At 64.2% G+C, this 25,430-nt stretch carries 23 protein-coding genes; 8 read left to right on the top strand and 15 right to left on the bottom strand.

The genetic code is table 11. From position 1 onward, the window contains the following. Positions 1-17: 17 nt before the first annotated feature. Positions 18-941, top strand: a complete 924-nt coding sequence (locus HMPREF3145_RS07670) for a DUF5926 family protein (RefSeq protein ID WP_070422668.1) — start codon at positions 18-20, stop codon at positions 939-941. Here HMPREF3145_RS07670 and hutI read toward each other — a convergent pair whose 3' ends face one another. From hutI to HMPREF3145_RS07635, 7 genes are all read right to left on the bottom strand, one after another. Further along, complete coding sequence (hutI, locus tag HMPREF3145_RS07665; protein ID WP_070422650.1) at positions 942-2,135, bottom strand: imidazolonepropionase; 1,194 nt, start codon at positions 2,133-2,135, stop codon at positions 942-944. 93 nt (positions 2,136-2,228) lie between these two features. Continuing rightward, positions 2,229-3,920 carry a urocanate hydratase gene (gene hutU, locus HMPREF3145_RS07660; protein WP_083279459.1) on the bottom strand — a complete coding sequence of 564 codons (1,692 nt, stop codon included), beginning with the start codon at positions 3,918-3,920 and terminating at the stop codon, positions 2,229-2,231. A gap of 158 nt (positions 3,921-4,078) precedes the next feature. Beyond that, complete coding sequence (locus HMPREF3145_RS07655; protein WP_141740839.1) at positions 4,079-5,476, bottom strand: YjiH family protein; 1,398 nt, start codon at positions 5,474-5,476, stop codon at positions 4,079-4,081. A 21-nt stretch (positions 5,477-5,497) separates the two neighbouring features. Next, complete coding sequence (locus HMPREF3145_RS07650; RefSeq protein WP_070422649.1) at positions 5,498-6,634, bottom strand: CaiB/BaiF CoA transferase family protein; 1,137 nt, start codon at positions 6,632-6,634, stop codon at positions 5,498-5,500. Positions 6,635-6,654: 20 nt separating this feature from the next. Then, positions 6,655-7,821, bottom strand: coding sequence for an acyl-CoA dehydrogenase family protein (locus HMPREF3145_RS07645; protein ID WP_070422648.1), 1,167 nt, complete (start codon positions 7,819-7,821; stop codon positions 6,655-6,657). Positions 7,822-7,997: 176 nt separating this feature from the next. Beyond that, on the bottom strand, positions 7,998-9,545 hold the full coding sequence (gene hutH, locus HMPREF3145_RS07640) for a histidine ammonia-lyase (protein WP_070422647.1): 1,548 nt from the start codon (positions 9,543-9,545) through the stop codon (positions 7,998-8,000). A 32-nt stretch (positions 9,546-9,577) separates the two neighbouring features. Next, the gene (locus HMPREF3145_RS07635; protein WP_070422646.1) at positions 9,578-10,312 is read right to left on the bottom strand and encodes an IclR family transcriptional regulator; all 735 of its coding nucleotides are present in this window, start codon (positions 10,310-10,312) and stop codon (positions 9,578-9,580) included. A gap of 37 nt (positions 10,313-10,349) precedes the next feature. Between HMPREF3145_RS07635 and hutG the strand changes: the two genes are divergently transcribed. Continuing rightward, on the top strand, positions 10,350-11,303 hold the full coding sequence (gene hutG / locus HMPREF3145_RS07630) for a formimidoylglutamase (RefSeq protein WP_070422645.1): 954 nt from the start codon (positions 10,350-10,352) through the stop codon (positions 11,301-11,303). A gap of 11 nt (positions 11,304-11,314) precedes the next feature. Here hutG and HMPREF3145_RS07625 read toward each other — a convergent pair whose 3' ends face one another. Continuing rightward, positions 11,315-12,757, bottom strand: coding sequence for a YjiH family protein (locus HMPREF3145_RS07625; protein ID WP_083279458.1), 1,443 nt, complete (start codon positions 12,755-12,757; stop codon positions 11,315-11,317). Between the two features lie 187 nt (positions 12,758-12,944). Here HMPREF3145_RS07625 and HMPREF3145_RS07620 point away from each other — a divergent pair, with 187 nt between their 5' ends. Beyond that, entirely contained in the window at positions 12,945-14,528 is a 1,584-nt protein-coding gene (locus tag HMPREF3145_RS07620) for an alanine/glycine:cation symporter family protein (protein ID WP_083279457.1), read from the top strand. Between the two features lie 333 nt (positions 14,529-14,861). Here HMPREF3145_RS07620 and HMPREF3145_RS07615 read toward each other — a convergent pair whose 3' ends face one another. Both HMPREF3145_RS07615 and HMPREF3145_RS07610 read right to left on the bottom strand, forming a co-directional pair. Further along, the gene (locus tag HMPREF3145_RS07615) at positions 14,862-16,160 is read right to left on the bottom strand and encodes an LCP family protein (RefSeq protein WP_083279456.1); all 1,299 of its coding nucleotides are present in this window, start codon (positions 16,158-16,160) and stop codon (positions 14,862-14,864) included. A gap of 31 nt (positions 16,161-16,191) precedes the next feature. Next, positions 16,192-16,899 carry a CPBP family intramembrane glutamic endopeptidase gene (locus HMPREF3145_RS07610; RefSeq protein ID WP_070422644.1) on the bottom strand — a complete coding sequence of 236 codons (708 nt, stop codon included), beginning with the start codon at positions 16,897-16,899 and terminating at the stop codon, positions 16,192-16,194. A 17-nt stretch (positions 16,900-16,916) separates the two neighbouring features. On the opposite strand from HMPREF3145_RS07610, the gene HMPREF3145_RS07605 reads away from it, so the two are divergent. Beyond that, positions 16,917-17,843, top strand: coding sequence for a DUF2891 family protein (locus tag HMPREF3145_RS07605; RefSeq protein WP_070422643.1), 927 nt, complete (start codon positions 16,917-16,919; stop codon positions 17,841-17,843). Further along, entirely contained in the window at positions 17,840-18,664 is an 825-nt protein-coding gene (pheA, locus tag HMPREF3145_RS07600) for a prephenate dehydratase (protein ID WP_070422642.1), read from the top strand. Before HMPREF3145_RS07605 ends, pheA begins: the two co-directional genes overlap by 4 nt. On the opposite strand, the gene HMPREF3145_RS07595 is transcribed toward pheA, so the two are convergent. From HMPREF3145_RS07595 to HMPREF3145_RS07585, 3 genes are read right to left on the bottom strand one after another with little or no spacing between them, the layout of a single operon-like run. After that, positions 18,661-19,008, bottom strand: a complete 348-nt coding sequence (locus HMPREF3145_RS07595; protein ID WP_070422663.1) for a metallopeptidase family protein — start codon at positions 19,006-19,008, stop codon at positions 18,661-18,663. The two genes, pheA and HMPREF3145_RS07595, sit on opposite strands and share 4 nt — an antisense overlap. Positions 19,009-19,010: 2 nt before the next feature. Then, positions 19,011-20,114, bottom strand: a complete 1,104-nt coding sequence (locus HMPREF3145_RS07590) for a septum formation family protein (RefSeq protein WP_070422641.1) — start codon at positions 20,112-20,114, stop codon at positions 19,011-19,013. Between the two features lie 9 nt (positions 20,115-20,123). After that, on the bottom strand, positions 20,124-20,852 hold the full coding sequence (locus HMPREF3145_RS07585) for a GntR family transcriptional regulator (RefSeq protein ID WP_070422640.1): 729 nt from the start codon (positions 20,850-20,852) through the stop codon (positions 20,124-20,126). Between the two features lie 80 nt (positions 20,853-20,932). Between HMPREF3145_RS07585 and serS the strand changes: the two genes are divergently transcribed. Genes serS through HMPREF3145_RS07570 form a run of 3 tightly spaced genes read left to right on the top strand, consistent with a single transcriptional unit; the run spans position 20,933 to position 23,852 of the window. Beyond that, positions 20,933-22,186 (top strand): serine--tRNA ligase, encoded by a 1,254-nt coding sequence (gene serS / locus HMPREF3145_RS07580; RefSeq protein WP_070422639.1) that lies wholly within the window; start codon positions 20,933-20,935, stop codon positions 22,184-22,186. Further along, complete coding sequence (locus tag HMPREF3145_RS07575; protein WP_070422638.1) at positions 22,186-23,016, top strand: lysophospholipid acyltransferase family protein; 831 nt, start codon at positions 22,186-22,188, stop codon at positions 23,014-23,016. The genes serS and HMPREF3145_RS07575 overlap by 1 nt, the downstream gene beginning before the upstream one ends. Further along, complete coding sequence (locus HMPREF3145_RS07570; RefSeq protein WP_070422637.1) at positions 23,013-23,852, top strand: Cof-type HAD-IIB family hydrolase; 840 nt, start codon at positions 23,013-23,015, stop codon at positions 23,850-23,852. Before HMPREF3145_RS07575 ends, HMPREF3145_RS07570 begins: the two co-directional genes overlap by 4 nt. Here HMPREF3145_RS07570 and HMPREF3145_RS07565 read toward each other — a convergent pair. Beyond that, positions 23,849-24,310 carry a hypothetical protein gene (locus HMPREF3145_RS07565; RefSeq protein WP_070422636.1) on the bottom strand — a complete coding sequence of 154 codons (462 nt, stop codon included), beginning with the start codon at positions 24,308-24,310 and terminating at the stop codon, positions 23,849-23,851. The two genes, HMPREF3145_RS07570 and HMPREF3145_RS07565, sit on opposite strands and share 4 nt — an antisense overlap. A 74-nt stretch (positions 24,311-24,384) precedes the next feature. Beyond that, positions 24,385-24,993, bottom strand: coding sequence for a hypothetical protein (locus HMPREF3145_RS11685; RefSeq protein WP_141740838.1), 609 nt, complete (start codon positions 24,991-24,993; stop codon positions 24,385-24,387). Positions 24,994-25,430: the final 437 nt, after the last annotated feature.

Genomic DNA, 25,430 nt, shown 5'->3' with positions numbered 1-25,430 from the left:
CCGGTACGATTGCGCGCATGGTGCAACGCAAACCGAAGAAAAAGAAGAACCGCGCAGACCTGCCCGAGGGCATGTCGCGCCGCGAGGCAAAACTCGCAGCCCGCGCCGCTGAGCGCGAGAAGTTCCAGAAGGACCCCCGCCCGTACGGCGGTCTGGCAGCAGAAGCCGACCTGGTAGCGCTGCAGGAGTTCGTCCCCTCTGCCGTGACCACGGTGGATGTGAAGGGCACCCCGGTCAACATCGTGACCGTCCTGCCGGGCGCCGGTGCCGCGCTCGTGCGCGAGGAGGACCAGGGCGGCGAGCGTTTCGTCGCGCTTCAGGTCACCTCCCACTCCCAGAACCCGGGCCGCGACCTCGCGTACGCCCTGAACTGGGTAGTGAATGCGAAGCCGGGCGAGACGCTGCAGTCCACCGTCGCCGACGGTTCCCAGCCAGAGCTGTCGGAGCTTCTTAGCGACGACGCCACCCTGGACATCACCACCTACCAGGACTTCTCCTGGTGGTTCCCGGAGGGGGCTTCGGTCCCGCCGCAGATCCAGCAGGCGCTGCGCCAGGCCAACGACGCCGTCCTGCCGTCCGAGAAGATCGGTGAGAACCTGCCGGGCGCAATCTGGTGGGTTAACCCGGGCGGCGGCAAGGCACACATCCGCTGGGTGCGCACCGAAGATAACGAGGCGCAGATGCTGTCCGCACTGGCACGCATCGCGGCACGTGGCGAGCTGAACCTGGGCGAGGACACCAAGTTCGCCGGCGCATTCCGCACCCACGGCCTGGTTGTTCCGGTGTTCGACCTCGACCCGTCCGTGGCGGCCGACTCCTACGAGGCAGCGCTGGCAGATCTGGACAAGAAGATCACCGCCGAGTACGCCAACGACGCTGCATTATCTGCAGACGAGCGCAAACAACTGGACAACATTAAGTCCCGTCAGGTGACTATCTAGCTAGCCGTAGACCTTCTTGCCTGCCACCCAGGTCTGCCACGTAATCGGCATGCCTGGGCGGTAGGCCAGGTTGATGGCGTTTTCTGCATCCAGGATGTGCAGGTCGGCGGCCGCGCCGGGCACCAGCGTGCCCTTGGCCGGGCGGCCCTGCGGGTCCTTGCCGTCGCCGACGTTGTGACGGCGCAGCGCCTTCGCACCGCCGGTGGTGGCAGCCTCGATCGCCTCGTCGAGCGTGAGGTACTGCTGCAGCACCGCGGTGGTCACGCAGAAGTTCATCGAGGACGTAAACGACGTACCGGGGTTGAGGTTGGATGCGATGGCGACGGTGGCGCCGGCGTCGATAAGTTTGCGCCCCGGTGCAAGATCCTCGCGGGTGGACAGATCGCAGGCAGGCAGCAGCGTGGCTACGGTGTCCGAACCGGCCAGCAACTCAAAGTCCTCGTCGGAGAGGTAGTTGACGTGGTCCACGCTGGCCGCGCCCATCTCCACCGCAAGCTTCACGCCCGGGCCCTGCCCAAGCTGGTTGCCGTGCACGCGCACACCCAGGCCAACCTTTTTGCCGGCCTCGAGGACGCGGCGGGACTGCTCCTCGTTAAACGCTCCGCGCTCGCAGAACACGTCGATCCACTGCACGTGGTCCTTCACCGCATCCAGCATCGGGCCGACGACCTCGTCGATGTATTCGTCAGCGTCCGCCCCTGGCGGGACCAGGTGTGCGCCGAGGAACGTCACCTCGTCCACGTGGCGGGCGGCCACACGAGCAGCCTCTGCCTCGGACTCGACGTTCAGACCGTAGCCGGTCTTGGTTTCAAACGTGGTGGTGCCGCCCGCATGGCCTGCGGCGACGCGCTCCGCCACCAACTTATCCAGGCGCTCCTCACCTGCGGAGCGGGTGGCTTCCATGGTCACGGCGATGCCGCCGGCGGCGTAGGACTCGCCGGCCATGCGGGCCTCGAACTCTTCGGCGCGGTTGCCGTCGAAAACCATGTGGGAGTGGGAATCTACCCAGCCGGGCAGGACTGCGCGCCCGCCAACATCGACGGTTTCGGCGGCGTTTGCTGCTTCCGCGGGGGCTTCGTCGGCGGGGCCGACCCAGGCGATCACGCCGTCGTCGATAAGCAATGCTGCGTTCTTAATGGTGCCCAGCTCGGAGACCGTGCGGAGCTCGGAAATGCCAGTAATAAAGGTGCTCATGGGTGCCTTTCTTCGGAGGGCTTCGTGGGGCCCAGGGTAACGAAAAGCGCTGACGCGCCCGTGAGGGAAACGTCAGCGCTCGCCGGCGCGGGATTAGTCGCGTGCCTGGAACTTCATCGGGATGCGCACGCCGCGCTCCTGCGCGACCTCGTTGGCGCGGGAGTAACCGGCATCCACGTGGCGGATGACGCCCATACCCGGATCGTTGGTGAGCACAGCCTTGAGCTTCGCCTCGGCGAGCTCGGTGCCGTCAGCCACCGTGACCTGGCCGGTGTGGATGGAACGACCCATGCCCACGCCACCACCGTGGTGGATGGATACCCAGGTCGCGCCGCCGGACACAGCGGTCATGGCGTTGAGCAGCGGCCAGTCAGCCACAGCGTCGGTGCCGTCGAGCATGGACTCGGTCTCGCGGTACGGGGAGGCCACGGAGCCGGAGTCGAGGTGGTCGCGACCGATGACGATCGGTGCCTTGACCTTGCCTTCCTTGACCAGGTTGTTGAAGATCACGCCGGCCTTGGCGCGCTCGCCGTAGCCCAGCCAGCAAATACGTGCCGGCAGGCCCTCGAACTCCACGTACTCCTCGGCCGCATCGAGCCAGCGGTGCAGGTGCTCGTTGTCCGGGAAAGCCTCCTTGATGGCCTGGTCGGTGACCTTGATGTCCTCCGGGTCGCCGGAAAGTGCAACCCAGCGGAACGGGCCAAGGCCCTCGCAGAACAGCGGGCGGATGTAGGCCGGGACGAAGCCCGGGAACTCAAACGCGCGGGAGTAGCCGGCCTTGCGGGCCTCGTCGCGGATGGAGTTGCCGTAGTCGAACACCTCGGCGCCCTCGTCCTGGAACTCGACCATTGCCTGGACCTGTGCGGCCATGGCCTCGCGGGCCTTCTTGGTAAAGGTGGTCGGGTCGGCGTCTGCCTCGGTGTGCCAGTCGGCGAACGGGATCTCGCTTGGCAGGTAGGACAGCGGGTCGTGTGCGGAGGTCTGGTCGGTGACGATGTCCACGGTGAACTCGCCAGCGCGGTGGCGGCGCAGCATCTCCGGGAAGACCTCGGACGCGTTGCCGACGAGGCCCACGGACAGGGCGCGCTTCTCGTTCTTCGCGTCGGTGACCAGCTTGATTGCTTCCTCGAGGTCGGTGGTGACCTCGTCGAGGTAGCGCTTGCCCTGGCGGCGCTTCAGGCGGCCCTCGTCAACATCGACGATGAGGCAGGCGCCACCGTTGAGGGTGACGGACAGTGGCTGTGCGCCACCCATGCCGCCGCAGCCGCCGGTCAGGGTCAGGGTGCCGGCGAGCGTGCCGTTGAAACGCTTCTTCGCCACAGCCGCGAAGGTTTCGTAGGTGCCCTGCAGGATGCCCTGGGTTGCGATGTAGATCCAGGAACCGGCCGTCATCTGGCCGTACATCATCAGGCCCTCGTCCTCGAGCTCGCGGAAATGCTCCCAGTTCGCCCAGTCGCCCACCAGGTTGGAGTTGGCGATGAGCACGCGCGGCGCCCACTCGTTGGTCTTCCATACGCCGACCGGCTTGCCCGACTGGACCAGCAGCGTCTCGTCGGACTCGAGGTCCTTCAGCGTATCGACGATCGCGTCAAAGGCCTCCCAGCTACGTGCCGCACGACCGGTGCCGCCGTAGACGACGAGGTCATCGGGGCGCTCCGCAACCTCGGGGTCAAGGTTGTTCTGCAGCATGCGCAGCGGGGCCTCGGTCTGCCAGGACTTTGCAGTGATCTCGGTGCCTCGCGGGGAGCGGACCTCGCGTGCACCTTCGGACCAGTTCTTCGCCATGGGAATCCTTTCTACGGCTCATTGAGTTTCGTGATGCAGGACCACAATCCGACAGGAATGTAACCCGCGTTACATTGAGGATAAGGGAGCAATGTGGTTGCTGGAATACAGTTTTTGCCCGGTTTGTCTCGGATACGAGACAGACCGGGCAGTGGGGGTTAGAAGATCAGGTACGCGATCGGCACCGTCAGGATGATGGACAGCACCACGCGCTGGAACCAGATGATCACCATGTGGCTGATCTTCAACGGGATGTCCGTGGCCAGCACCGCCGGGATCATCGAGGAGAAGAAGAACACCTGGCTGATGGAGACCACACCAACGGTGAAGCGCAGTACGTCAGACTCGTTGCCAGCCGCCAACGTTGCCGGCAGGAACAGCTCGGAGAGGCCGATGGCAAACGCCTCGGACGCGAGCCACGGATCCGGCAACTGGAACACCCACGCGAGCGGGTAGAACAGCGCGCCCAGAATCTTGAATGCCGGGGTGTAGAACGCCAGCGCCAAGCCGATGATGCCAACAGCCATGATGCCCGGGATGACCTGGATGGTCATGATCACGCCGTCCTTGAAGTTGCGCCAAATGGTCTTTGGCAGCGACTCCGCCTGCGCCAAAAACGCCTTCGCTTCCTTCCACGCGGCGGCGAACAGGTTGCCCTCCACGCGCTCCTCCGGCTGCGGGGTAGCGCCCGGGTAGTAGTCGTCCGGGATCGTGCTCAGCGGAGGGATACGGACGACGACGATAGTGACCAGGAAGCACACGATCAGTGTGACCGCGAAGTACACGCCCCAGATGTGCATCAGGTCCAGCGTTCGCGCCACAACCACCATGAACGTTGCGGACGCGGTGGAGAACCCAGCCGCGATGATCGACGCTTCGCGGGCGGTGTATCCGCCGGTGCGGTAGACGCGGTTGGTGATCAACAAGCCCAGCGAATACGAGCCCAGGAAGGACGCCACCGCGTCAACGGCAGACTTGCCCGGCGTGCGATACACCGGCCGCATGAACCGCTGCACCATCACACCGATGAATTCCATCAGGCCGAAGCCAACCAACAAACCCAAAAACACGGCGCCGACTGGGATAAGCAGGCCGACGGGGATGACGAGTTTGTTCAGGATGAAAGGGCCGAGGCGTTCGTCGAAAAGAAATGCGGGGCCGAAGTTGAACACGAGCATCGCGCACAACACCACCGCCAACGCGGAGAGGAACGCGAACACGGCACGCGCTTTATCCTCGCGCCACTTACCGGTGGCGAATTGGTAGACGGCACCGGCGGTGATCATCACCAAGGTGATGTACGGCAGGGCGCCGGCGAGTGAGGACTGGAGCCAGCCAACAATGTGATCCAGCAAAATCGTGTTCTTCTCCCCGACAGTAAACGGGACGAAAAACGCAAAGGAACCGATCGCGCTGTAGAGGAAAAACCTCCACTTGTTCTTCGGCTCTGCGCTGTCTACCTCATGCTCGGGCGGAAGGGACGGGACGGCGGCAATATTGTCGCCCGGAATCCAACGGGTGCTGCCACCACGACGTGGGGTCTGCGTTTCATCCATGGTGCTGCTCCTTTACGGAACTCAGGTGGTGCGCGGATCTTCGCTCAACCAGGACTGGATACGTTCGTTGTCTTGCCCCAACTCCGGCGCCGGCGTCGGCTTTTCCATCCCGGCGAGCTTGAGCGGGGAGGCGAGGGTGCGGAACCCATCCGTTTCTTCAACCACCACGCCACGCTCCTGGGCGAACGGGCTACGCAGCGCCTCGTCCAGGTCGTACACGCGGGCGGTGGGCACGCCATGCTCTTCAAACAGGGCGATGGTCTCCGAGCGTGTCTTCGTGCTCAGCGCTTCTTCGATCAGTTCGCGCAGCGCAACCCGGTTGTCGGAGCGGGCCACCGGCTCTGCAAAGCGATGGTCGGTTGCCAACTCCGGCATGCCAAGCGCGTTGGAAAGGCGCTCAAACAGGCGGTTCGTGGTGATCGCGATGACCACGTCGCCGTCCTTCGTGGCGTAGGTGGAAAACGGCGCTGATAGGCCGTGGTCGTTGCCGATGCGGGTGGGTGGGGTGTCGTCGTAAAGCGCGCGCATGCCCACGGACTCCATGACGGAGATGAGCGAGTCGTACATAGCAAGGTCCAAATGCTGGCCGGTGCCGGTGGATTCACGCTGGTAGAGCGCCGAAACCGTGCCGATTGCGGCGTAGAGGCCCGGGATGAGATCACCCAGCGAGATGCCCACGCGCGTCGGCTTGCTGTTCGGCCAACCCGTAATCGACATCAGGCCACTCATCGCCTGCGCAACCAGGTCGTACGCCGGTTCCTTGGCCAGCGAGCCCGTCTGGCCGAAGCCGGAGATGCTCGTGACCACGAGGCGCGGGTTGATCTCCAGCAAATCCTTCGGTCCAAGGCCGAGCTTCTCAAGCACACCAGGGCGGAAATTTTCGACGACCACATCAGCGCGGCGGACCAGATCACGCAGCACCTCCTTGTCGTCGTCGTTTTTGAAATCCAGCGTGATGCCCATCTTCGAGCGGTTGAACAGGCGGTAGTAGGCGGACGTGCCGTCGACGAACGGGCCGAACTGACGCGAATCGTCGCCCCACGGCGACTCCACCTTGACCACCTCGGCGCCGAGATCCGCCAAGATCATCGAGCAAAACGGGCCTGCGAGCACGCGGGAAAGGTCGAGGACACGGATTCCAGAGAGTGGTGCATTCATAGTGTTGCCTCCTGCGTGGACTAGACGAAGGCCGATTCGCCCGTGATGGAACGACCGACGATGAGCTGGTTGATGTCGTAGGTGCCCTCGTAGGAGTAGATGGCCTCGGCGTCGTTGAAGATCTTCGCCATGCGGTAATCCGAGATCAGGCCGTTGCCGCCGAGGATCTCGCGGCCGAGCGCGACCGTCTCGCGCATGAGCTTCGAGGTGAATGCCTTAGCCAGTGCGGACTGCTCGTTGTTCGCGGAACCGCGGTCCTCCATGCGGGCCAGCTGGGCCATCATCGACTCGGAGGCAACGAGGTTGCCCTGCATGGTGGCCAGCTTGTTCTGGTTGAGCTGGAACGAGGAGATCTTCTTGCCAAACTGGATGCGCTCATCCGCGTAGCCGAGTGCCACGTCGAGCGCGCCCATCTGCGTACCGACGGCCTGCCAACCCACCGTGGAGCGTGCACTCTTGAACACCTTGTTGATGTCCTTGAACGAGTTCGCCCCCTCGAGCTTGTCGCTGTCCGGAACAAACACGTTGTCCAGGGTGATGTCGGCGTTTTGCACCGCGCGGATGGCAATGCGGTTTTCCATCAGCGTGGCCGTGTAGCCCTCGGACGTGGTGTCCACGATGAAGCCCTTGACCTGCTCGTCCTCCGGGTCGCGGGCGTAGACGGCGACGTAGTCGGAGAAGGTGGCGTTGCCGATCCAACGCTTCGCGCCGTTGAGGATCCAGCCGCCATCCACCTTGGTGGCGGTGGTGCGCATGCCCTGGGCGACGTCGGAGCCGGCCTCCGGCTCCGTGATCGCAAGCACGCCGGTTTTGCGCACGGCGTAGAGGTCCGGCAGCCAGCGCTCCTTCTGCTCCTCGGAGCCGAGCAGCTCGATACTGCCGGTGAACAGGCCATCCTGGCCGGAGAAAAACGTGCCTACGGAACCGTCGGCGCGGTGAATCTCCGCCGCGACGAGGCCTGCGAGCAGGCGGGAGCGACCCTGGCCGCGTACGAGGCTGATGATGTTGAGCTCGCCTATCGACGGCAGCAGCTCGTGCGGGAACTCCGAACGGTTCCAGTAGTCCACCGCGATCGGAAGCACCTTCTCCTTTGCCCAATCGCGGACGTTGTAGAGGATGTCCTTTTCCTCTGTGGACAGTTCGCTTTCAAAGTCGTAGAAATCGCCATTCGGGTACCGGCCAGCCATGGTGAGACTCCAATCACAATCTGCGGGGGTTAATGATGTAGGCGACAGTGTATGGAGTTTCCCGTGGTAACAAAGGGGGCAGTGTCGCCAGTTGTCTGGGTTCCCAGACTATTGGTGATGCGTAATAGAAAACGGGCGGCGCCGATGCTGCGGCGCCGCCCGTTGAGTAGTGCGGTTTAGCGAAGTGTGCCCACAACCGCCTCAACGGCCGTGACGTAATCGCCGCCCTTGACCAAATGCACGGAATGCTCAATCTCCGGGGCCAGGAAACGATCGGTGCCCGGGCCCTCCACATGCTTACGCAGCGTGGCCAGAGCTGCACCGGTGCCGACGGACGGCTCACCCTCGCGCATGTCCAGCGCACGCGCGGCGGTAAGGATCTCTACTGCAAGGACGCGCTGCAGGCCGTCGATGCTGCGGCGCAACTTGCGGCCCGCCGACCAACCCAACGAGACGTGGTCCTCCTGCATCGCTGACGACGGGATCGAGTCCGCAGATGCCGGAACTGCGTTGCGCTTGAGCTCGCTGACAATGCCTGCCTGCGTGTATTGGGCGATCATGTGGCCGGAATCCACGCCCGGGTCGCCCGCGAGGAAGGCGTTGAGGCCGCGGTTGCGTGCGGGGTCGAGGAAGCGGTCGGTGCGGCGCTCGCTAATCGACGCCAAATCCGCCACCACAATCGCCAAAAAGTCCAACACGTACGCCACTGGTGCGCCATGGAAGTTGCCGTTCGAGGCGACACGGCCGTCCTTGGCCACCACCGGGTTGTCGTTCGCGGCGGCGAGCTCGCGGTCCGCCACCGTGGTCACGTACGTCAGTGTGTCGCGGAAACCGCCGGCGACCTGCGGGGTGCAACGGATCGAGTACGCATCCTGCACGTCGTTAGCCTTGAAGTCCTCGAGTGCGGCCGCCAGGATCGGCGAATCCGCCGCCACGGTGCGGATGTTGTACGCGGCATCCGCCTGGCCCGGGTGCGGGCGCAGCTGCTGCAGGTCGTCGTCGAAAACGGACAGCGTGCCGTTGAGGCCCTCCACGCTCATCGCGGTTGCGATGTCCGAAACCTTGGCCGCCTCGCGCAGGTCCGCGATGGCCAGGCACAGCATGCCGAGCATGCCATCGGTGCCGTTGATCAGCGCCAAGCCTTCCTTTTCGCGCAGAACCAGCGGCTCGATGCCGGCCTGGGCAAGGGCGTCAGCGGCTGGAACGATTTCGCCACCCTTGACGCGGACCTCGCCCTCGCCCAGCAGGGCCAGGGCGCAGTGGGCCAGCGGCGCCAAGTCGCCGGAGCAACCCAGTGAACCGTACTCGCGCACCACCGGCGTGATCCCAGCGTTCAGCGCGGCGGCGTAGGTCTCCGCCACCACCGGGCGCACACCCGTGCGGCCCGTGCACAGCGTGGACAGGCGCAGCAGCATCAGCGCGCGAATGACCTCTTCTTCCACCTCCGGGCCGGAGCCCGCGGCGTGGGAGCGCACCAGCGATACCTGCAGCTGCGCGCGCATATCTTCCGGGATGTGCTTCGTGGCCAGGGCGCCAAAGCCAGTGGAGACGCCGTAGACCGGGGTCGGGTCCGCAGCGAGCTCCTCGATGCGCTCACGGGTAGCGGCGATTTCCTCGAGCGCCGCCGGATCGATCTCAACGTTTGCGCCGTAGCGCGCGACGGCGACGACGTCCTCAACGGACAGCGCGCCGATGCCTACTGTGACGGGGTTAATAGTTGCCATGCGTGCGATGCTAGATCACACCGTTGTAGTCCTCAACGATTACCAAAAAACTGCGTACGCAAGCGGGCCGAAGCATCCGTCAGCGCTCCGAGAAGCTCCTGCTTATCGGCACTACCCACAGGAAACGTCGCCGCAAGCGCCGCCGCCGGACGCCCCAAGTGGTCCAGCACCGCCACCGCGACCGACTCCTGCCCGCGCGAGACTTCCTCACATTCGCCTTCCCAGCCGTGCTCGCGGACGTCGACAAGCTGCGCTTTGACCTCGCTGTACCGACGACGCTCGCCGGACGACGTGAACACCGCGCGCAACTCCGCGTCCGGCAAATACGCGAGCATGATGCGACCCGACGCGGTAGCCAACGCCGGCAGACGCACACCAACCTCCGTCACCAACGACACCGCCCCCGGCGAACGCACCTCGTGCAGATACACAATCTCCGAACCGGCGAGACGCGTCAGGTGCGCCGAACCCCCAGCAAGCGCAGCAATACGCGCCAGAGGCTTCGCCGCCAGGCGCACCAGCGGCTGCTGCGTGGTGTACGCCTGCGACATCCGGTACGCCGCCAGGCCCAACCCGTACGTGCCCGGGTTTTTCAAGTGCACCACAAAGCCGGAATCCTCCAACTCGCGCAGCAAGTGGTACGTCGTCGAACGGGGCAGCTCCAACTCGCGTTGAATACGGGTCGCAGAAATCGGCGCATCTGTAGTGGACAGCAGCGACAGGATGCGCAGCACATTGTGCGCAGCGGGAACCTGGGGCTTATTCATCGCCTCTCAGTATGCCCCGACGCTAGGCTCGTGTGGCATGAATACAGTCACAGCACCACTTTTCGCACCCGCACCCGACTGGACCGGCCGCGACGACGGCCCCGGCGCCGAGCACGCCCGCTGGCACAGCGAGGTCTCCACCAACGCCGAACCGCACGAAGGAGCCGTGCACCTCATCGGCTTTGCCTCCGACGAAGGCGTTGAGCGCAACGGCGGCCGCCAAGGCGCCGCCCAGGGCCCCGACGCGTTGCGCGCCGCACTCGGCTCCCTCGCTATTCACGACGAGCGCACGCTTATCGACGCCGGCACCGTCACCACCCAAAACGACGACCTCGAAACCGCGCAACGGACCCTTTCAGACAAGGTCCGCGACCTCGTCGCAGCCCAGGGCACAGACGGCATGACTGTCGTGCTTGGCGGCGGACACGAAACCTCCTTTGCCACCCACCGCGGCGCCTACGAGGCCATCGGCCCGATGCAGATCATCAACTTCGACGCCCACTTCGACCTGCGCACCGCCAGCCGACCCACCTCCGGCACACCCTTCCGCCAGATCGCCGACCTAGCGGGCAGCGACTTCGACTACTCCGTCTTCGGCATCTCCCAGCCCAACAACACCAAGGTGCTCTTCGACACCGCCGACGACCTCGGTGTGACCACCGTGCTGGACACCGAACTTGCTGAAATGTCGATGCGCGAAGCCGTCTACCGCGCCCTCGCCTCCGTCGACGGCGACCTGCCGATCCACCTCTCCATCGACCTCGACGTCCTTCCCGCCGCCGTCGCGCCGGGTGTGTCCGCCCCCGCGGGCTTCGGCGTGGACTACGCGAAACTGCGCGCCATGGTCTCCGCCGTCGCCGCCACCGGCCGCGTCGCGCTGCTGGATGTTGTCGAACTCAACCCCGATTTCGACGTAGATAACCGCACCGCCAAAGCCGCAGCACGGCTTATCGACGATGCGGTAACGGCGACGGCAGGGCGTCGTCGCTAAGCAAACGCCCCTTAGAACAGCAGGTAGGCGACGGGCACCGTAATGATCACGGTGAGCACCACGCGGATGAACCAAATGATGACCATCTTCACGATGTTCAGCGGAATGTCCGTCGCCAACACCGCCGGCACCATCGCCGAGAAGAAGAAAATCTGGCTCACGCACACCACAGCAATGGTGAACTTCAACACCATGTCATCCGAACCCGCCGTCAGCGTGGCCGGCAGGAACATCTCCGCCAAGCCGGTCGCCAGCGCACCCGACGTTGCCCACGGATCCGGCAGACGCAGCAACCACACCACCGGATAGAACACCACGCCAACGGCCTTGAACACCGGGGTGTACGTCGCCAGCACCAGGCCAATCACGCCAACCGACATGATGCCCGGCGTGACCTGCACCGCCATGACCAAACCGTCGCGGAAGTTCGTCCACAACACCTTGCCCAACGAATCCGCACGGTTGAGCTCAATCTTCGCCTCACGCCATGCCGCCTTGAAACGGTTACCGGTGATCTCCTTCTCCGGATGCGGCGTCGCCCCCGGGTAATAATCCTCCGGAATGCGCGAAATCGGAGGGATACGCACCGTAATCGCCGTCACGATAAACGTGATGATGAAGGCGATAAAGAAGTACGCGATCCAGTGCTCCATGATGTCGAGCGTCTTAGCGACGATCACCATAAACGTGGCCGACACCGTAGAAAAACCTGCAGCAACAATCGACGCCTCACGCCCGTTATAGCTGCCGTTCTTATACATACGATCCGTGATCAACAGGCCCAGCGAGTAGGAACCAAGGAATGACGCCACCGCATCCACCGCAGACTTGCCCGGAGTGCGGAACACCGGGCGCATGATCGGCTGCACCATCACGCCAATGAACTCCATCAGGCCAAAGCCCACCAGCAAACCCAAGAAAATCGCGCCGACCGGAATCAGCAGGCCGACCGAGATCACCAACTTATCCAGGATGAACGGACCAATATCCGGGTTGAACAACCACTCCGGGCCGAACCCAAACGTCAACATCGCACACAGCACAATCGCCAACACGGACAACGCCGCAAAGGCCATGCGCGCGTAGTCCTCCTTCCAGCGTCCAGTGACGAACTGGTAGATCGTGCCAGCGACGATCGCCGCCAACGCCAGGAAGCGGGTCCCCTCGCCGAGGGTCGTGGTGATCCACGTGACGATGTGATCCAGCAGGATCGTCGACTTCGAACCATTAATAGAAAACGGCACGAAAAACGCGAAGATGCCGATGGCGCTGTAGACAAAGAAACGCCACGCCGCCTTCGGCTTCACATCCGCATCGGGGGTGATGTCGGGATTGGTATCAGCCGGGGGCGTGGAGTCGTCGTCAAGCACATGCGAACTTGCGGGCAAGTCCTTTACCGGCCAAGCAGGCGAGTACTTACGCAAGCGATTCGTGCGCTTACCAGCGGGTTCCATAAACATCCTTTCAATACTGCAGCGGCGTCCGCAACGTCTGCCCAACAATTGGGGCCGAATATTTTTGGTGCCGAAGAATAATTTTTACACAAAAAGTGACACACAGCACAAAGTGATGGTCTAGATTCTCTAGTTACTTGAAACGACGTTCAAGAAAACCCCAGCACACAAACAAAAGGAGGGCGCCATGGAAGGGTTCATCGACACCCTCAATGGCCTCATTTGGTCCAACTGGTTGGTATTCCTGTGCCTCGGCGCAGGCGCATACTTCACACTCGTCACCCTGTTCCTGCAGATCCGCTGCCTGCCCGACATGATCCGCCAACTCAAATCCGGCGAAAAGTCCGAAGAAGGTATCTCCTCGTTCCAATCGCTGATGATCTCCCTTGCCGGCCGCGTCGGCGTCGGCAACATCGCCGGCGTCGCCACCGCCATCGCCTTCGGTGGCCCGGGTGCCGTCTTCTGGATGTGGCTCGTCGCCCTACTCGGCTCCGCAACCTCGTTCATCGAGTGCTGCCTCGCCCAGATCTACAAAGAAACCGACCGCGACACCGGCGAATACCGTGGTGGCCCGGCCTACTACATCGAAAAGGCCTACAAGCACACCACCGCCGCACCATTCATGCTGGTCTACGCCATCATCTTCGCAATCTGCATGCTGCTGGCAACCTCCTACTTCCTCCCCGGCATCCAGGCCAACGGCGTAGCCGCAGCCGTGGACAACGCATGGGGCATCGACGTCAAGATCTCCGCAGCCGTCATGGCGATCCTCCTCGCCTTCATCATCATCGGCGGCGTGAAGCGCATCGCGAACTTCGCATCCATGGTCGTCCCGTTCATGGCCGCCATCTACATCATCATCGCCATCGTCGTCCTCTTCGCCAACGCCTCCGACATCCCCGAAGTCTTCGGCATCATCTTCCGCTCCGCCTTTGACAAGGAAGCAGCATTCTCCGGCATGCTCGGCGCAGCCATCATGTGGGGCGTCAAACGCGGCATCTACTCCAACGAAGCAGGCCAGGGCACCGGCCCGCAGTCCGCAGCAGCCGCCGAAGTCTCCCACCCGGCCAAGCAGGGCTTCGTCCAGGCATTCGCCGTCTACATCGACACCCTCTTCGTCTGCTCCGCAACCGCCTTCATCATCATCTCCACCGACATGTACAAGGTGTTCGAAGGCCAGTCCGAAGACGGCGCCGTAGTCTACGACGGCTCGCTTCCCGACGGCGTGCCCGTCGGCCCCGGCTTCGTCCAAGAAGGCCTGAACTCCTTCTCCGCCGGCCTCGGCCCATCCTTCATCGCGCTGGCCATCATGTTCTTCGCCTTCACCACCGTGCTGGCGTACTACTACATGGCAGAAACCAACTCCGTCTACCTCAACCGCTGGGTAAAGAACGAAGGCGCCCGCAAGGCCATCATCTGGGGCCTACGCGTCCTGATCATCGCTGCGGTGTTCATCGGCGCAACCACTACCCCGGGCAACGCGTGGGCACTCGGCGACATCGGCGTGGGCGCAACCGCATGGCTCAACATCGTCGCCATCCTCTTCCTGCAGGTCCCGGCCCTCAAGTGTCTGTGGGACTACCGCCGCCAGAAGAAGGCCGGTATCGACCCGCACTTCGACCCCGAGGCCCTCGGCATCAAGAACGCCGACTTCTGGGTTGAGCGCAAGAACGAGCTCATCGCCGCCGGCAAGTGGCCAGGCGTTGAGGGCACCGCAGGTGCTGCTGGTGCTGGCTCTGGCTCGACGGTCGTGCGACCAGACGAGCAGTAAGCGCTTACTGCTCTAAGCCGGTCCCCGGGTTTGCGCCCGGCGGCCGGCTTTTTCGTGCGTGGCGGGGTGGTTCGGTTGGGTGCTGGCCCCAAACGGTACATCCAACACAGCTCATTTCGCTGATTTTCGACGAAATGCACCGTGTAGGAGGCGCCGTTTAGCTTTGCGACGCCGCCCCCACCGACCCCACCACCACAGATGGTGAGAACGCAACGGAGAGCTTGCGAGTTTTTACGCGTCTTCACCGTTGTGTTCTCACCATGTGTGGGAGGGGCGGGGGCGGGGGAAAGGAGGCGCAGCCGGCCCACCCGCCAACCGGCCGCCAACCAGCCGCTACCGCAGCCGGGCGAACAGGGCTTCGGCTGCCTCGTCGTCCCAGAGCACCACGTTGCCCACTTCGGTGTCGTCGAAGCCGCCGATGGGCACGGTCTCGGTGTCAAGGCCGCCGCGCATAGCGAAGGCGATGCGGGCGAGGTTCCAAACGTGGTCGCCGGAACCGACGGTGAGCAGGGTTGGCGCGACCCATAGCAGGCGTCCAACACGGAACGGGTTGAGGAACACCGCAGGTGAGAACACTCGTGAGGTCAATGCGCTGAGGAATTCGCGTTGGCGGACGACGCGGTCGAGGTCGCCTTGGGCGGTAGCGCGGGTGCGTACGTAGCCGAGTGCGGTGGGGCCGTCCATCTTTTGGCAGCCGGGCTCGACGAACAGGTTGGCGAGGGGGTCGTCGATAGGTTCGGCAACGCAGATTTCCACGCCTCCGACGGCGTCGACAACGCCGGCGATGCCGCCCATGCCGATTTCGGCGTAGCGGTCGATGTGTAGCCCGGTGTTTTGCTCGACGGTCTGCACGAGGAGTTCGGGGCCGCCGAGGGCGAACGCGGCGTTGATTTTGTCGTAGCCGTATCCGGGTACTGGCAGGTAGGAGTCGCGCGGGATGGACATCAGGGTTGCTTTGCCGCGTAGGGGCAGGTGGAGCAGCATAATGGTGTCGGTGCGTGTAGAGCCGATGTCGCCGCCGGTGCCGAGCCGTTCGACATCGCGTTCGCTCAGGCCCGTGCGTGAGTCGGAACCGACGAGGAGCCAGTTGGTGCCGGCTGTATTGCCGATTTGTTCGTCGGGGAGTGCGGCGACGCGGTTGAGGCGGGCGTCGGTAAGGAGGACGGACGCGAGCGCGATCACGACGATGAGCGCGATGATGCTGGCGCAGCCAGGGCGTTTTGCTTGACGACGACGCCCCGCCGACCTTTCCCTCCTCTTGGACACCTGCAGCGGCATCGGCCGTTCATCACGGGGTGCCTGACGCTGCACCGGGCGCTGCACCGGGCGCTGTGTGGGCCGTTGAGCGGGCCGGTACTGCACCGGCCTTGAAGTTTCGCGCGGCGGGTACTGGGGTGCGCGACGTGGCTCGTAGGCGGGACGCGGCTCGTACACGGTGTGGCCCGGCTCGACGCGGCGCTCCGCACGGTATTCGGATTCGGAAGGCCGTGCAGACTGAGTAGGCCGCGCTGTCTGCGAGGTCCGGCGGCGGACGGGCCGGCCGTAGCGGTCGACGATGGGTTTTCCGTCTTTGCCCAGGACGAACTCGCCCGCGTTGTCGCGGGGGTCGTTGGAGTGGGGCGTCGTTGACATAAAAACAGTGTAACCAGTGTGACGCGTGTGGTTAGATTCCGAGCCACGACAGGTCGAGGAGTGGGTAGGCGATAAACGCCACGGCGTCGATGAGGAAGTGGGCGATGATCAGCGGCCAGATGCGACCGGTTTTGTGGAAGTACCAGGCGAACACCACGCCCATGACGATGTTGCCCAGGCCCGCCGAGATGCCCTGATACAGGTGGTAGGACCCGCGCAGTACGGCTGAGGCGGCGATGAACTGCCAGGGCTTCCACCCGAGTTGGCGCAGGCGGGTGACCAGGTACATCACCACGACGATTTCTTCGCCGAAGCCGTTGGCGAGCGACCACAGCAGGGAGGTCGGGACCTGCACGGCTTCGGTGGTCGGTACGACAACTTTGGACAGGCCGAGGTGTACGGCGGCGACGTAAAACGCGAGCCCGGGCAGGCCGATCAGGGCTGCGAATCCGGCGCCGCGGGCGAGGTCGGGGAGGCGAGGTAGGCGCGGTGGGTGCGTTCGGTCGTCGAGAAGAAACCATGCGAGTCCACCCCACGCGAACAGGGTCAGCGCCGAGCATGCCTGGAGGGCGAGGTCGAGCCACGGGATGGTGGAGGTGGCGTCGTAAATTGTGGTGGTTTGTTGGTTGAGCGGGGCTTTGAGCAGCGAGTCGATCAGGCGCAGGGCTGCGCGCAGGCCCGCGGTGCCGAATGTGACGGCGAGGACCAGCAGGATCTCTATCTTCAGGCGCCGTTGCATGCGGTAACTTTAGCGCCATGCACGAATTGTGGGCGCGCACTGTCGTCGAGGTCGTCGGCCGGGAGTATCCGGCGGCGATGCACCACGCGAGCCTCGGGCCGGCCGACACGGATGTCACCCCGCGCCGCCTGCACCCGGCGTTTTGGGGGTCTTTCGACTGGCATTCGTGCGTGCACATGCTGGCCAGCGGGGTGAAGTTGCACAAGCTAGTCGACGACCCCTCGCTCACCGACCTGCTCAACCAGCGCCTGACCGCCAACAACATCGCCGCCGAGGCCGCCTACCTGCGCGAGCACCCGCTGTACGAGCGGCCGTATGGCTGGGCGTGGGCGCTGCAGTTGTGCAAGGTCACGCTCGGCACCCCATGGGAGGCCGCGATGGCGCCGCTGGCCCGCCAACTGGAGGAGAACATCACCGCCTGGCTTGGCACTCAGCAGTTGCCGGTGCGCCACGGCGTGCATAGCAACTCGGCGCTCGCTTTGCTGCTGATCATCGACGCCGCCGACGCACTCGGCCTCCACAAGCTCCGCTTGCTTTGCGACGACACCGCCCGCGCCTGGTTCCACAACGACCACGCCTACCCACACACCTGGGAACTGTCCGGCCACGACTTCGTCCCCAACGGGCTGGCGCAGGCAGCCCTGATGCAGCGCGTACTCGGCGAGGATTTCCCCGCCTGGCTAGACTGCTTCTTCACTCCGGGTGCGCTGGAGTTCTACGCCACCCCGCTCCAGGTCAACGACCCCGAGGACGGCCAGCAGGCCCATCTGCTCGGGCTAATGCTGACGCGGGCGTGGTTGCTGCGGGCCATCGGTAAGCCAGAGGGCACGCAGATGCTTATCGACACCACCGTGCCCCACCTCACCGGCACCAACTTCATGGCCACACACTGGCTGATCACCTACGCGCTACTCGCTGAAGAAACAGCACAGGAGAAGAAATGACACGAATTGCGTATCTCGGACCCGAGGGCACCTTCACCGAGGAGGCGGCGCGCCGCTTCGACTCCACAGGCCAAGCCGAGTTCGTCCCGGTTGACTCGCCTGCGGCGGCGCTCAAAGCGGTCGCGGAAGGCAAGACCGATTGGGCGGTGTGCGCGATCGAGAACTCCGTCGACGGTGCGGTGACCACCACCGCCGACGCGCTCGTGGACACCCCCGGCGTGCAAATCTACGCCGAGACGGAACTGTCCATCGCGTTCGCCATCATGACACGCGCGGGCGAAACCCTTGAGAGCGCCCGCCGCTTGGCCACCCACCCGGTGGCGTACAGCCAGGTCAAACGCTGGGTTGGTGAGCACGCGCCGGGCGTGGAGTTCGTCCCGGCGTCCTCGAACGCGGCCGCGGCGAAGATGGTCGCGGACGGCGAGGCGGACGTGGCGGCCGCGCCCGAGCGCGCCGCGGACCTGTTCGGCCTGGACGTTCACGCCCGTGGGGTGGCGGATATGGAGACGGCGCGGACGCGGTTTGTGCTCGTCGGTAAGCAAGGCAAGGTACCGGCCGCAACAGGCAACGACCGCACCGCCATCGTCTTCCGCACCCCCAACAAACCAGGCACCCTGGTCGGCGCGCTGCAGGAATTCGCGGTGCGCGGGGTGGACATGTCGCGCATCGAGTCGCGCCCGACCCGCAAAGAGCCCAACACCTACAACTTCTTCGTCGACCTCGTGGGCCACATTGACGACGACCCCATCGCCCAAGCGGTTGCCGCCGTGGGGGAGCAGGCGACGCAGATACGCATGCTCGGAAGCTGGCCGAAGGCCTAACCCCAGCCGAGGGCGTGCAGCTCGTGCTCCTCTAACCCGAAGTAGTGGCCGACCTCGTGCAGGACGGTGACCTTCACCTCGTGGCGCAACTGCTCCTCGTCAGTGCAGATGGCTTCGAGTGCGTTTTTGTAGATGAACACCGCATCGGGCAGGAACCCGGAGTGGTTGGAGTGCTGCTCGGTCAGCGGCACGCCCTCGAAAAGCCCGAGCAGTGTGGGGTCGTCGGGGTTGAAGTCGCGGGCCAAAATCACCATGTTCTGCATATGTTCGGCGAAGCGGTCCGGGATGGTGTCCAACGCGTCGTTGATCATCTCCTCGAACAGTTCGTCGCTGACCGGGGCCATCATCAGAACTGCACCGGAGCCTCAGGTGCAGGCGCAGGCGCTTCGGGGGCAGGCGCTTCGGGGGCAGGCGCTTCCGGCGCAGGCGAAGGCGCAGGTGCCGGGGCCTGCGACTGGTTCGCCTGCTGCTCAGAGCGTAACGGGCGGCGTTCGGGGCGTGCGGGTGGCGGGGCGTCGTCGATAAGCAAATGCTCGCGGCCCTGCGTCGCAGACCCGGTGAGGTTGGCAAACTGGCCCTCCGGGCGCGAGAACATCAACGCACAATTGGCGCTGCGGGAACCGCCCTCCCAGGCGGCCGGGGTTTGCGAGGTCCAGAAGGGGCGCAGCGCGATCTGGTACAGCGCCTCCTCGCTGCCCAGGTAATCCTGCGCGGCCTGAGTGCACACGTCGCCGAGGTACTTGTCCTGCTCCTCGACGGACGGGGTGTGGTCTGCGAAGTGCTTCGCCAGGTTGACGCGGCTGGTGATCTCCAGCTGGTGCGGCTTGTCGCATGGCACCACCGACAGGGAGTTGGCGGCGTCGATGGCCACGCACTCGCCGGCCTCAAACACGCGGGCCTGGTCCGCGTCCGCAACCTTGCCGGAGGTGAGCACCGGCTCGCCGTTGCTGTCGGTTTCTTGCAGGCCGCACAGCATGGTGCGGTCCCCGTTTTGCCACGCGTCGGCCGGCGGCAGGATCGGGGCGATGGAGTAGCGCCCGTTCGGGTCGTACTTGCCGTCCAGGTAGCGCAGGGTTGCAGCGCCACAGAGTTCCTCGCGCAGTTGGGCCTGGCGGGTCTGGTTTGGCAGCGGCGCCTCGGGCCCGAACTCAGAGGTGGGGTAGGTTGCCAAGTCCTCGCGCTTGGCAATCTCGAAGCGGTGCTCGCCGGCGCAATCCGCCTGCTCGAAGTTGGTGCGGGTGCCGTCCTCGGCGACCTGCCAGGTCAGGCACGAGCCCGCGTCGGCGGTGGTGAACGACGCCGCCTCCGCAACAGAACTCGAGGTAGGCGAGCCGCCCGCCTGGTCCGCGGAGCCGGAACTATCGGCGGTCAGTCCGTAGGTGCCGGCGCCCACCGTGCCCGCCAGGGTGGCGATGAGGAAGGCGCGCAGCGCGGTCTGTTTCGAAGCCATGGCGCACCATTATTCCACTTCGCGGGCGACCCGTGTAGTCAGCCGGTAGCGGTCCGTGCGGTACACCGAGGAGCAATACTCCACGTTGCTGGTGCCACTGCGGGCGTAGCGCAGGATGTGGAGGAGGGCGGTGTCCGGGGTGACGTCGAGAAGCGGTGCGTTGTCGGGGCCTGCCGTGACGGCGGTGACGGTCTGCTCCGCTTCCGTAATGCCGAGCCCGTATTCGTTTTCCAGCAGGGTGTACACGGAGTGGTAGACATCGTTTTCCAGCAGGTCAGGCACAAGGATGGAGTTGTACCAGGCGTCGTCGACGGCGTAGGGTTCGCCGTCGCCAAGCCTGAGGCGCCGCAGGCGGATGTGCTCAGTGGTCGGCGGGGTGCCGAAGAACGTCGCCACCGCGTCCGGCGGGGTGGTGCGCTCAGAGAGCAAGATTCTCGACGACGCCTCCACCCGCTGCGCCCGCATCTCGTCCGAAAAACTCGCCAGGTGCAGGCGGCTCACCAGCGGGGCAGGCGCCACAAACGTGCCTTTGCCGCGTACCCTGCGCAAACGTCCAGCGGACACAAGATCCCCGATCGCGCGGCGCACCGTGATGCGGGATACGCCGTAGGCCTCTTCTAATGCCCGCTCGCCAGGCAGGGGGTCGCCGGGGGAGAGCTCGGTGGAGATCAGTTCGTCGATAATCGCGCGCAGCTGCTCATGCTTGGGCACGGGGCCGTCTGTGATCCGGGTGGGCATAAGGCCACCATAGCGCACTGGTTATGACCGGATTGCGGATCGGCGTACGCGCGTCGGCGGACAAGGTAAGGTATGCAACTGTGATTGATCTGAAGCGTGTGCGCGAAAACCCCGAGGCAGTCCGTGAGTCCCAGCGAGCTCGCGGAGAGGACCCAGCGCTTGTCGACGAGCTCCTGGCCGCCGACGAAGCCCGACGCTCTGCGATCCAAGCAGCGGATGAGCTGCGCGCCGAGCAGAAAGCGTTCGGTAAAAAGATTGGCCAGGCAGCCCCGGAGGACCGCCCAGCGCTGCTGGAGGGCTCTAACGAGTTGAAGGCCCGCGTGAAGGAAGCCGAAGCGGCGGAAGCTGAGGCGCAGGAGAAGCTGGAGAAGCTGCAGTACTCCATCGCCAACGTCATCGAGGGCGCCCCGGCTGGCGGCGAAGAGGACTTCGTGGTGCTCGAGCACGTCGGCGAGGTCCCCGAGTTCGACTTTGAGGTCAAGGACCACCTGGACCTCGCCGAGCCGCTCGGCCTGATCGACATGAAGCGCGGCACCAAGGTCGGCGGCGCGCGTTTCTACTACCTCACCGGTGACGGCGCCTGGATGCAGCTGGGCATGCTCATGCTCGCCGCGCAGAAGGCCCGCGAGGCCGGCTTCAAGCTCATGATCCCGCCGGTGCTGGTACGCCCGGACATCATGCAGGGCACGGGCTTCCTCGACGCGCACGACGAGGAGATTTACTACCTGGAGCGCGACGACATGTACCTCGTCGGCACCTCCGAGGTTGCACTCGCTGGCCTGCACCAGGACGAGATCATCGACCTGTCCGATGGCCCGCTGCTCTACGCCGGCTGGTCCTCCTGCTTCCGCCGCGAGGCCGGCTCCTACGGCAAGGACACGAAGGGCATTCTGCGCGTCCACCAGTTCGACAAACTCGAAATGTTTGCGTACTGCAAGCCGGAAGACGCAGAGGAGATGCACCAGAAGCTCCTTGGCCTGGAGCGCGACATGCTCGCCGCCGTTGAGGTGCCGTACCGCATCATCGACGTCGCCGCCGGCGACCTGGGCTCCTCTGCAGCCCGTAAGTTTGATACGGAGGCGTGGGTGCCGTCGCAAAACACCTACCGCGAACTGACGTCTACCTCGAACTGCACCACCTTCCAGGCACGCCGCCTGCAGACCCGTTACCGCGATGCCGACGGCAAGACCCAGATCGCCGCAACCCTCAACGGCACCCTGGCCACCACCCGCTGGCTCGTCGCCATCCTGGAGAACAACCAGCAGGCCGACGGTTCCGTGCGCGTGCCTGAGGCGCTACGTCCGTGGGTGGGCAAGGAAGTGCTCACGCCCTAATGAAACTGCGCGCCTACCGTGGATTCAACGTCCCGCAACGCTTTACTGAAAGCCCAGCCCACCGTGAGGAGGCGGTGGAGCGCTTCTACCAGGGGCTCGTGGGTACGCTACGGCGCGTGATGCGGGCGTTGAACATCGACGTCACCGTCATCGGCGCCGAACACGTCCCCACCGAGGGCGGCGCGCTTATCGCCGGTAACCACACCGGTTACGCCGACTTCATCCTCATGGGCACCGGCCCCTACCTGCGCGGCGAGCGCCTCGTGCGCTTCATGGCCAAACAGGAAGTCTTCGACGTACCCGTCCTCGGGCGTCTGCTGCGCAAGATGCATCACGTGCCGGTCAACCGCGCCCATGGCAGCACCGCCATCGCGCCCGCCGTGGAGCGACTTCGCAGCGGCAACCTGGTGGGCATCTTCCCGGAAGCGACCATCTCCCGCTCGTTCGAACTGGCCAGTTTCAAAACCGGTGCCGCGCGCATCGCCCATCAGGCCGGTGTGCCGCTCATCCCGTGCGTGATCTGGGGATCGCAACGCATTTGGACCAAGGACCTGCCGAAACACTTCCGTAATGTGCCGGTCATCGTCCGCTACGGCGCACCCGTCGAACTCACCGGTGACGCCGAGGCCGACACCGCGGAACTCAAACGCCAGATGCAATTGCTTCTCGACGAATCCCGCACCGAATACACCGCACTCGCCGGCCCCGGCACAGGTGAGCCCTGGCTGCCCGCCGCCCTCGGCGGCACCGCACCCACTATTGAGGAGGCCGACCGGATCCACGCCGAGGAACGCGCCGAGAAAGCCGCGAAGAAGGGCCGGAAACCATGACCACCTCGCTGCCGGACACCGCACCCCGCCTGATCATCTCTGACATCGACGGCACCTTCATCACCTCCGCCGGCCGCGTCACCCCGCGCCTGCGCAACGTGGTAACCCGTGCGATTTCCAGCGGCGCTCACTTCGGCCTGGCCACCGGCCGCCCCCACCGTTGGCTCATCCCGGTGCTCGAGCAGCTCCCGGTCGCACCCGTGTGCGTGTGCGCCAACGGCGCAGTGGTCTACGACCCCACCGAGGACCGCGTCCTCCACACCCACGAACTCACCCCCGACACCATGGGCGAAATCCTCCACGACGTCGAACGCGCACTTGCTGGCGTTTACCACGGCTACGGCGTCGAACGCGTCGGCTCCTCAGCCCTCGACCCGGAGGACGAATGCTTCCTGATCACGCCGGAGTACAACCCGGATGCGTGGGATAGTCGGTTTGGTGTCGTCGATAAGCAAACGCTCATCGAGGTGCCCGCCGCGAAACTGCTGGTCCGCTGCCCCGACATGACCTCCGCCGAGATGTACGACATCATCGCACCGCTTATCGACGACACCGTCGCCCACCTCACCTACTCCATGGACGAAGGCCTCATCGAAATCTCGCGACCCGGCGCCAACAAAGCCACCGGCGCCCAATACCTCGCCGACCGCTACGGGCTTACCGCCGCCGAGACAATCGCGTTCGGCGACATGCCCAACGACCTGGAGATGATCCAGTGGGCGGGCACCGGCGTGGCCATGGCTAACGCCAAACCCGAACTCAAGGACGCCGCCGACCACGTCACCGCCACCAACGACGAACACGGCGTCGCCGCCGTCCTCGAGCGCTGGTACTAGGTCTCTTCGAGGATTTCCTGCATTCTCTGACGGAAATAGTCGCGATCGTCCTCTTGCATGCGAGCAAATTCCATGAGTACGCCCGGCCAGGTGGGAAATGTATCGACAAGGTTCTCCGAGATACCTAACAACGGTGAAAATGCGAGCTCGCCCCACCTAACACCTACACCTACTCGCTCTGAGTAAGCAGTGCTGCTGAGAGGACCAACAGTCCACTGGCTCCCTGATGCGGCATTCATCCATGTTCCGGTTATGGCCAGGATGCGGGAGACGGTGTCTTCATGGCTGTGTTTAGAGTTGAGAATTTCGAGCACGATTTCAAAGGGAAACTCGTCTACGCCATTGGTAACTTGCTCCCGTTGGGAAGGCGTCAATTCTGCGAGCGCTTCGGGGACTGCTACTGAAAGGAAGTCCTCCAGCCGGTTTCCGAATTGCCGTAGATATCCGTCAAACCACATAGTGTCCTCCTAGGTTATGAGTGTGACGTAGAGCATACATAGGCGGTGGCGTGCGCGGTTTGAGCACGAGCAGATTATGCCGCGCGTTGTTCTAACTCCTCCAACCAGTCGCGATAGTTCACGTCCACCCGATTCGGTAACTCCCTCACGCCGGGGCTGCTGTCGATCACAGTCTGCAGCGACGCGATGAACTCAGTGGACGTTGCACGGTCCCACCTCACCCGCCTGACAACTGCGCCCTGGTTTTGAAGCTGGGTTTCGCGCTCGAGTTCGTCGCGAAGCATGCTCGCTGCATCCCCCATCACCCCGCTCGTCTTCTCGAGACCGTCTGCCTCCACAACGAGAAACCCGTTGATCAGTATGTCCGCCCAGGCCATCATCGGGCGGCCGTCACGTTCCCGAATCCGCAGGCCAACCTGGAACTCGAGCGTGACCACCCCGGTAAGCGTTCCGTCTGCGATCGCGCGCAGGATTGCGTCGCGCACAATTGTCTCCAACGCACTCGCTGACGTATCCGTCGCGTATTCGATGAGTTTCCGGAACCCCGCGATCCCGCGTGCTTTCGGCAGCGCTCCCGTTTTATCCAGTAGGTATTCCGTGGTCAGGTGGCGGTGCTTCCACCTCGCCGACTCGATCTGCACCAGCGCTTCAGTGCGCCCGTGGTACCTGAACGAGTCGAACATCGCCCTGATCGCCGTCGCCGTGCGAACCCCCTTGTGTACGAGGTACTCCTGTTCAGCGAGGATTCCACTTCTGTAAATGCGATGGGCATCGCCGCGCTTCCACGGCCTCGTTTCTCCTGGTAGTGCGAGGTCGACTGTGGTGACCCAGTTGTATGTCGAGAGTCCTAGCCACCTGGCCGCGGCTGGACCTGTGATCACTGCAGATTTGGACTTTGCTGCGACGTCTTGAATGAGTTCGAGTTCTGCTTCGCGTTTCTTCTGTAAATCCCCCATGTAGGCAATATTGCACCCGACTGCTGCGCTGTAAAGGGGGTCTTTGCGCAATATATTGTGCATTTTGAGGGAACCGGGGCGCGCTGATCGTCTAGTTCGGCTCATCGTCTAGCTCCGCCTCGAATCCAGCTAGACGTGTCATGTCTCATGACTTTTTGGACATG

This window comes from Corynebacterium sp. HMSC05C01 (assembly GCF_001807155.1).
Classification (GTDB): Bacteria; Actinomycetota; Actinomycetes; order Mycobacteriales; family Mycobacteriaceae; genus Corynebacterium; species Corynebacterium coyleae.
Note: the sequence above shows the minus strand (reverse complement) of the source record. Positions and strands in the feature narration are given on the sequence as shown.

Excerpts from the sequence above, each read along its gene's own strand:
- HMPREF3145_RS07645 (WP_070422648.1), bottom strand. The coding sequence starts at position 7,821 with ATGGCTGGCCGGTACCCGAATGGCGATTTCTACGACTTTGAAAGCGAA.
- HMPREF3145_RS07610 (WP_070422644.1), bottom strand. The coding sequence starts at position 16,899 with ATGCAACGGCGCCTGAAGATAGAGATCCTGCTGGTCCTCGCCGTCACA.
- HMPREF3145_RS07650 (WP_070422649.1), bottom strand. The coding sequence starts at position 6,634 with ATGAATGCACCACTCTCTGGAATCCGTGTCCTCGACCTTTCCCGCGTG.
- HMPREF3145_RS07590 (WP_070422641.1), bottom strand. The coding sequence starts at position 20,114 with ATGGCTTCGAAACAGACCGCGCTGCGCGCCTTCCTCATCGCCACCCTG.
- HMPREF3145_RS11685 (WP_141740838.1), bottom strand. The coding sequence starts at position 24,993 with ATGTTCGACTCGTTCAGGTACCACGGGCGCACTGAAGCGCTGGTGCAG.
- hutG (WP_070422645.1), top strand. The coding sequence starts at position 10,350 with ATGAATACAGTCACAGCACCACTTTTCGCACCCGCACCCGACTGGACC.
- HMPREF3145_RS07585 (WP_070422640.1), bottom strand. The coding sequence starts at position 20,852 with ATGCCCACCCGGATCACAGACGGCCCCGTGCCCAAGCATGAGCAGCTG.
- pheA (WP_070422642.1), top strand. The coding sequence starts at position 17,840 with ATGACACGAATTGCGTATCTCGGACCCGAGGGCACCTTCACCGAGGAG.
- HMPREF3145_RS07670 (WP_070422668.1), top strand. The coding sequence starts at position 18 with ATGGTGCAACGCAAACCGAAGAAAAAGAAGAACCGCGCAGACCTGCCC.
- HMPREF3145_RS07565 (WP_070422636.1), bottom strand. The coding sequence starts at position 24,310 with ATGTGGTTTGACGGATATCTACGGCAATTCGGAAACCGGCTGGAGGAC.
- HMPREF3145_RS07635 (WP_070422646.1), bottom strand. The coding sequence starts at position 10,312 with ATGAATAAGCCCCAGGTTCCCGCTGCGCACAATGTGCTGCGCATCCTG.
- hutH (WP_070422647.1), bottom strand. The coding sequence starts at position 9,545 with ATGGCAACTATTAACCCCGTCACAGTAGGCATCGGCGCGCTGTCCGTT.
- HMPREF3145_RS07575 (WP_070422638.1), top strand. The coding sequence starts at position 22,186 with ATGAAACTGCGCGCCTACCGTGGATTCAACGTCCCGCAACGCTTTACT.
- HMPREF3145_RS07615 (WP_083279456.1), bottom strand. The coding sequence starts at position 16,160 with ATGTCAACGACGCCCCACTCCAACGACCCCCGCGACAACGCGGGCGAG.
- hutU (WP_083279459.1), bottom strand. The coding sequence starts at position 3,920 with ATGGCGAAGAACTGGTCCGAAGGTGCACGCGAGGTCCGCTCCCCGCGA.
- HMPREF3145_RS07655 (WP_141740839.1), bottom strand. The coding sequence starts at position 5,476 with ATGGATGAAACGCAGACCCCACGTCGTGGTGGCAGCACCCGTTGGATT.
- HMPREF3145_RS07570 (WP_070422637.1), top strand. The coding sequence starts at position 23,013 with ATGACCACCTCGCTGCCGGACACCGCACCCCGCCTGATCATCTCTGAC.
- HMPREF3145_RS07595 (WP_070422663.1), bottom strand. The coding sequence starts at position 19,008 with ATGGCCCCGGTCAGCGACGAACTGTTCGAGGAGATGATCAACGACGCG.
- HMPREF3145_RS07625 (WP_083279458.1), bottom strand. The coding sequence starts at position 12,757 with ATGGAACCCGCTGGTAAGCGCACGAATCGCTTGCGTAAGTACTCGCCT.
- hutI (WP_070422650.1), bottom strand. The coding sequence starts at position 2,135 with ATGAGCACCTTTATTACTGGCATTTCCGAGCTCCGCACGGTCTCCGAG.
- HMPREF3145_RS07620 (WP_083279457.1), top strand. The coding sequence starts at position 12,945 with ATGGAAGGGTTCATCGACACCCTCAATGGCCTCATTTGGTCCAACTGG.
- HMPREF3145_RS07605 (WP_070422643.1), top strand. The coding sequence starts at position 16,917 with ATGCACGAATTGTGGGCGCGCACTGTCGTCGAGGTCGTCGGCCGGGAG.